The following is a 5,144-nucleotide window of genomic DNA, read 5'->3' on the forward strand; positions in this document are numbered from 1 at the left end:
TGCGCCGGGACGGCGAACCTCTCCTCGCTTGACACCAGGCCTGCGCTCACCGCGTCGGTCCTGCCGGACGATGCGATTCCTTCGGCGCCGGCCCCTTCGGCCCTGACGGGAGGGTCCGGCGGGGCGCCGCCCGACGCCGCGGGCTCGGAGCTGCGGGTTTCCCTGGTCACGTCGCGCTCACCCCGCCGTCTTTCCTCCGCCTGCTCTCGGCGCGCCTTCTGAAGCCCTCCTCGCGCTTGCGCGCCGCCACCTCGTCGGGCTTCGTGTTGAACAGGTCGTAGAGGGACCCCTTGGGGAAGCTGTCCTTCAGGGGGACGCGCGCGCCGCCCGCGATGAGCAGCCCCTCACCAGCCCTGACCGACTCGTCTATGTAGGACGCCTCCTGGGCGCTCATGTCGAGCAGCTCGGTCCAGGCGCGCCTGTCGAGGGGTGACTGCTTGTGAAGGAGGATGAAGTCGGAGTTGAGGACCATGTTCCGGGCCTCCTCGTGGTCGAGCATGTAGACGCTGTTCTGGGTGATGCCCGTGGCGATGAGGTTGAACTTGCGACCTTCGGCCCAGAAGCGGCTGAAGTACGCGATGATCGAGGGGTGGCCGAACAGGCTCTGCACTTCGTCGATGTAGAGCCAGGTGGTGACGCCGCGATCGAAGTTGCGGTACATCCGGTTGCGCACGCACTCGAGGACCGTGATGATCCCGAAGGCGCGCATGTTCTCGGAGAGGTCCCTGAAGTCGACATTGGTGATGCGCCGGTCGAACGTCACGTTCGAAGGGCGGTTGAAGAAAGAGAGAGCGCCCTCCACGTAGCGCTCGTAGCGCAGGGCTATGTCCCGGGCCTCCAGCTCGGGCTGCGCTTTCAGGATGCGGTGGAAGTCACCGAGAAGGGGGGTGCGCCCCTCCTCGTCCGCGTCGCGGTATGCCCGCTCAACGCAGCGGCTGATGATGGACTTGTCGGCCTCCGGGAGCCCTTGGTCTCCCTCGGCCATGGTCGCGCTGGACAACGCCAGGAAGGCGTCTATCTTGAAGGCCATCTGGGCGGAACGCGACTGGTGTGCGACGTCGGAGAGGTCGAACGGGTTGAGATGGGTGTCCGCGTCAGGGGCGAACCGCATGCACTCCCCGCCGTTCGCCTCGACCACGGGAGAGTACTCTCCAGCGGGGTCGAGGACGATAATCTCGTCCTCGGGGTACGCGAGGATGGTGTTCTCTATCTCTCGCTTGACGGAGAACGACTTTCCCGATCCGGGCTTGCCGGCGACGAAGCCCATGGGGCTCGCAAGCCTCTTCCGGTTGCATAGGACGAGGTTCGAAGATTGCTTGTTCTGCCCGTAGTAGCCTCCTCCCTCGTGCGAGAGCTCCTGCGTCGCGAAGGGCATCTGTATAGCCACCTGCGCGGTGGTCATCATCCGAGACACTTCGACGTGGTTGTGCCCGAGGGGGAGTATGGAGTTCAAGCCCTCGCGCTGGCGGTAGTCGAGGGTGTCCGCCTCGATCGAGTTGCGCCGCGCCGTCGACACGATCTGCATCACCTGCTCGTCGAGTCCCTCCCTCGTCGGCGCGTACGTGTACACGAGCCCCGTGTAGACGTAGAGTCTCTGGTTCTTGTTCTGGAGATGGTCGAGCAGGTCCTCCGCCTCTTCCTTCGAGTATTTGAGCTCGGAGGGCAGTATCTGGAAGTCGTACCCCTTCTTGACCGCCCCCATCTGCTCGTCGATGATTTCCTTGTCCATCCATGCGATCCGCTTCTTCACGAAGGCGACCGCCTTCGATTTGTCCATGGCCTGGACATGGAGGGTGATTGCGAGGGGGACCGACAGGTCGATGATGTCGGCGAGGCAGCGGTCCGACAGCTCGCTGCCGAACCTGCCGAGCACGAGAACCTGGCACCACGTATCGCCGGACTTGAAGCAGGAGGCGCTGCCTTCGGGCTTGAAGTCGAGGGAGGAAGGACACACGAAATCCTTCGTCGTGAGCCCTCCTCTCGCGCCGACCGCGTCCCAGGAGAACAGGTTCGGCTTCCCGGGGCGCAGCAGCCCGTTCAGGACGCCGATGCGCTCGGCCCCCGAGAGGGTTCGGGAGGAGCTTCTCATCTTAGCGAGGGTCTGCTCGGCGTCCCCACGCATTCGGGCGAGCCTCGGGACCGCCGCGTCGACAGAAGGCGCGCCCACGGCGAAGGTAAGATAGCGCTCCCTGACTAGGTTGGACACGCCTTCCCTCATCTTGTCGTTGAGTATCCGGTTGTACTCCTCCGCGTACGCCGCAGTCTGCGGGTCGTCGGTCGGGAAGAACCTTTTCGTCCCGATCTCCTCGGCGGGAATGGGGCGGTTGACCACGGTGAGCTGCACGCAGCTGTCGGCACCGAAATAGTCGAACAGCTGGCACCATCCGGAGAAGATGGCGCGCTGGCTTTCCTCACGGGCGGACTGGTAGCTGATGTCCTCGAACGCCATCGTCTGGCTGAAAAGCCCTTCCTCGACCTGCGCGATTCCGTCGGGGTACATCAAGTCTTAGCCTATGGCGGAGTAGACGTCCCGAGCCGCGCGGCGCATTCTCCTTTTCTCCGCCATCCGTCCCGTGAGCTCGCGCTCCTGCTCGGCGATGCGGCGCTCGAGGGACTTTCCCCTGGCGGCGCCTTTTTGCCCACTACTCTTTCCGGCCACGCTTCTCGGCCCCCTTCCTCCTGCTCTTCCTGCGCGCTCTGCGGTCCACCCGCCGGCACGCGATTCCCCCGGCCGCATCCCAGGGCCTGCTTCCCGTCGAGTACACGAGCACGCCGTCGGACAGCGCATGGCGCGCAAGCATCGCCAGGTACCTCTCCGCCGTGAGTCCCTTCGGGCGCCAGAAGCCCATGAGCCAGAACGGCATCGATGCCGCCATGACGGGCAGCGTCGCTGCGTCCACCGGCACCCCCAGCGCCAGGTTGAGCGCCGCCGCCGTCGCCACGGAGGACGCGAGCCCCCCGGCGGTGCACGCGAGCGTTCTCGCCGAGAGCTTGCCGACGACCTTCTCCGTGTACTCCCCGATGTCCTTGTGGACCGCCACGCTCAGCATCGGGTCGCCCCTACGCGGGAAGCCAGCTCGTGTCGAGCATGCCGAAGTAGACGGCGGCGGCGATGATGATCGCGCCGCCGGCGATGGTCGATATTGCGCTCGCTATGGATGCGCCGCCCTGCTGCTCGCGGATGGCGAGGCCGAGCGAGACGGCGCCCCATACGACGAGGAACCCTCCGAGGAAGGTCACGCATCCCGAGACCAGGTTGATGATGTTCGCCAACATCAGACATCTCTCCTTTCCATGTATTCCGAGTAGTCGAAGGGCAGGTGGTGCGACGCCCCGGGGTGCCCTGGGTACACTTCGCTCCACCTCCGGTGATCCTCGATGTCGAACTTGCGATCCTTCAGCGGGTTCGCCCCTGCGATGAGGACGATCGCCTCGTCGCGGGGCAGCCTCGCCACCTCGGAGGGCTGCACGAGGTCTCGCTCGAGGATGTTCCAATTTCGGGTCGACGAGGCGGACTGGCCGCGGCTCTCGTTCCAGGTGACGGTCGACACGGTCTCCTTTCCCACCGACTCGGAGATCTCCTTTGCCGTCTCGTTCGACTTCCCGCCGAGGAACAGCAGGGTGTCGCAGCAGTCGACGATCGTCGCTGCGTTGTCCTTGTAGGCAGCTTTGAGTTGGGAGAGCGACTGGAGTCCGAACGCCATCGAGATGTTGCGGCTGCGCACGACCGCTACCATCCGCTCGACGTCGGGCAGCCGCCCGATGTTGGCGAACTCGTCCATGAGCAGCGTCACCGGTACGGGAAGCGCGCCCCCGTACTCGACGAGGGCGCGCTTGCAGAGGATGCTCATCGTCTGCCAGAGCATGATCGAGAACAGGAACGAGTAGAGGGAGGAGGTGTCGGACATGACGGCGAACACCGCGCGTCTCCCCTCGGCGTCGCCGAGCCGGTCGAGCTCCATCTCGTCGCGGCTGACGAGCTCGCGCACCTGGGGTATGGCGAAAGGCTCCATGCGCGTGTTGCAGGAGACCAGTATCGACTTCAGGGTCTTTCCCGCCGCGTCCTTGAACATCTTGTAGTGGAGGAGGGCGAAGTCCGAGTCGACGGGGACGGGCTCGGCGACCTTGACCCACCGGCAGGAGCCTGCCGGGTCGTAGGAGGCCCTCCTCGTCGGGTCGAAACCCTGGCCGCTCCCTCCGACCGCCGCGACGCAGCGCATCCCGGTCTCCACCTCCTCGAAAAGCAAGTCGAGCGGGCTGCGGTACGACTCGTCCGATTCCTTCGCCTTCGCGAGGGAGAGCAGGGTGACCACCCCCGACAGCGAGCGGTCTTCGGGCGGGCAGCGGTACACCAGGTACCCGATGAGCGCCACGTAGAGGAGCCTCTCGGCGTTCTCCCAGAAGGGGTCTCCCGCGTGCTCGCGGTCTCCGGTCGTGTTCTCTATGAGGCAGGACACGAACTCGAGGATGTCCGCTTCGTCGCGGACGTACGCCAGGGGGTTGTAGTGGAGGGACTTGGAGAAGTCGACCGTATTGAACGCCAGTATCCTGTATCCCGCAGCTTCGAGCATGTGCCCCATCCGGGGCAGCGTCTCGCCCTTCGGGTCGGTCACGAGGTAGTTCGAGTTCAGCTGCATGATGTTGGGCTCGAAGAACCCTCTCGTCTTCCCGGAGCCGGAGCCGCCCACCACGAGCACGTTCCGGTTGCGCTCGTAGCGCCGGTCGTGGTCGGGCCGGTCCATCGCCATCCCGAAGTGCTTCGTGAGGACGATGTTTCTGTCGGGGTCCTCGAGATTCATGAATCGCCTGCCCTCGCGGGCGGTGCCCCAGCGGGCGCTGCCGTGCTCCTCGCCCTGTCGCTCCGGGCTTCCGTGCGTGAGCGACCATGCCCAGGCGCACCACACGGCGCAGGCGGCCACGAGCCCCGTCGCGAGCGCGGCAGCCTCGAGCGAGAGGGGGCCGTGGCCTAGCAGAAAGGAAGGAAGGAGCTTGGCCGCTTCCGTGAGGTTGGACGCGGGGTTGCCCGGAAGCGAGAGCAGGCATGCGGCGTACGAGTTCCCGAGGAGGAAGGCGGCGATGGAGGCCAGGGCTGCCGCCGCGACCCGTGCGGCCGTCATCTCGCCCGCACCTCCTGCATGCGGGGT

General features: G+C 65.7%; 4 protein-coding genes. All 4 read right to left on the reverse strand.

What is annotated here, in order from left to right:
* Positions 1-166 precede the first annotated feature (166 nt).
* Positions 167-2,500, reverse strand: coding sequence for a VirB4-like conjugal transfer ATPase, CD1110 family (locus tag GPA_RS06245; protein ID WP_015539326.1), 2,334 nt, complete (start codon positions 2,498-2,500; stop codon positions 167-169).
* A gap of 142 nt (positions 2,501-2,642) precedes the next feature.
* Positions 2,643-3,050, reverse strand: coding sequence for a PrgI family protein (locus GPA_RS06250; protein WP_015539327.1), 408 nt, complete (start codon positions 3,048-3,050; stop codon positions 2,643-2,645).
* Positions 3,051-3,060: 10 nt separating this feature from the next.
* Complete coding sequence (locus tag GPA_RS06255) at positions 3,061-3,276, reverse strand: hypothetical protein (protein ID WP_015539328.1); 216 nt, start codon at positions 3,274-3,276, stop codon at positions 3,061-3,063.
* On the reverse strand, positions 3,276-5,117 hold the full coding sequence (locus GPA_RS06260; RefSeq protein WP_015539329.1) for a VirD4-like conjugal transfer protein, CD1115 family: 1,842 nt from the start codon (positions 5,115-5,117) through the stop codon (positions 3,276-3,278). Before GPA_RS06260 ends, GPA_RS06255 begins: the two co-directional genes overlap by 1 nt.
* Positions 5,118-5,144 lie beyond the last annotated feature (27 nt).

The organism is Gordonibacter pamelaeae 7-10-1-b, assembly GCF_000210055.1.
GTDB classification, from domain to species: Bacteria; Actinomycetota; Coriobacteriia; order Coriobacteriales; family Eggerthellaceae; genus Gordonibacter; species Gordonibacter pamelaeae.